This is a genomic window from Chromohalobacter sp. 296-RDG (genome assembly GCF_029889885.1).
Taxonomy (GTDB): Bacteria; Pseudomonadota; Gammaproteobacteria; order Pseudomonadales; family Halomonadaceae; genus Chromohalobacter.
The window spans coordinates 1-809 of the sequence record NZ_JARANY010000283.1 but is presented as its reverse complement, the minus strand read 5'-3'; the positions used below and the strand labels follow the sequence as shown (position 1 = coordinate 809).

1 protein-coding gene is annotated in these 809 nt (G+C 49.8%); it reads right to left on the bottom strand.

The annotated features are described in order from the left end of the window. Positions 1 to 524 precede the first annotated feature (524 nt). A partial coding sequence (locus tag OP495_RS18545) for a MerR family DNA-binding protein (RefSeq protein WP_089675517.1) occupies positions 525 to 809 on the bottom strand: 285 nt, incomplete at its 5' end.

Sequence of the window (809 nt, the reverse complement as noted above, 5' to 3'; positions counted from 1 at the left end):
CTACAGAGCAGGGCTTGACCCTGAGTTAATAGAGTTACCAGAGCGTTCAGTATTTCCGTACCTGATACCTGCCCAACCGGCTACGGCGCGAAAAGCGAGGGTAACCGGAATGCTGCTTGGCATACCTGCGCCTCGATATGTCAAGCGTGGCCGAGCGGTTCGGTATCGGTTGGCCGATGTGTTGGGGTGGCTGTCGAATGCAGAACCTGTTGCAAGTACTGCTGCGGCTAACACTTATCTTTTATCCTTGAATAATAGTTGAGGACTTGCCCTGTATGTATTGTGCTTAGAGCCAGTTTTCTTAAAATTGGATGTAGAATTGCGGGTGGTCAAGTATGATCCGGGAGTTATTTTCTAAAGGTGGCAAGAGATTTGTGCAGAAGCTTATCTGGAAATCGGCTATAGCCATCAAGTAGTATAAACAAGCATCTAAATTCGGGTAAGCGGATTAAATGGTTGATCTTACCTTTGCATGAGAGTGAGACAGACCGGCATCTCATCGGATTATCTGGTTGATGCTTCACCTACTGCTGGTGCATGTTTCCTTCGCTAATTCCAGCAAGAACCCCACACGCCTCAACTTCCCGGTCATCGTTGCAACTCGCTCTCAGTGAAACGAGTTGTTTCTCAAGCGCTTGCAGAGCGGTTATCTGCGACCGCACATGAGAGATGTGATCATCGAGCAAGGCGTTGACGGCGGTACAAGGCTGATGAGGGTCGTCCTGATAGCTCTGTAGTTCGTGAATCTCAGCCAGTGACAGGCCCAGGATTCTGCAGCGACGGATGAAGGCCAGCCCCTCACCATGCTT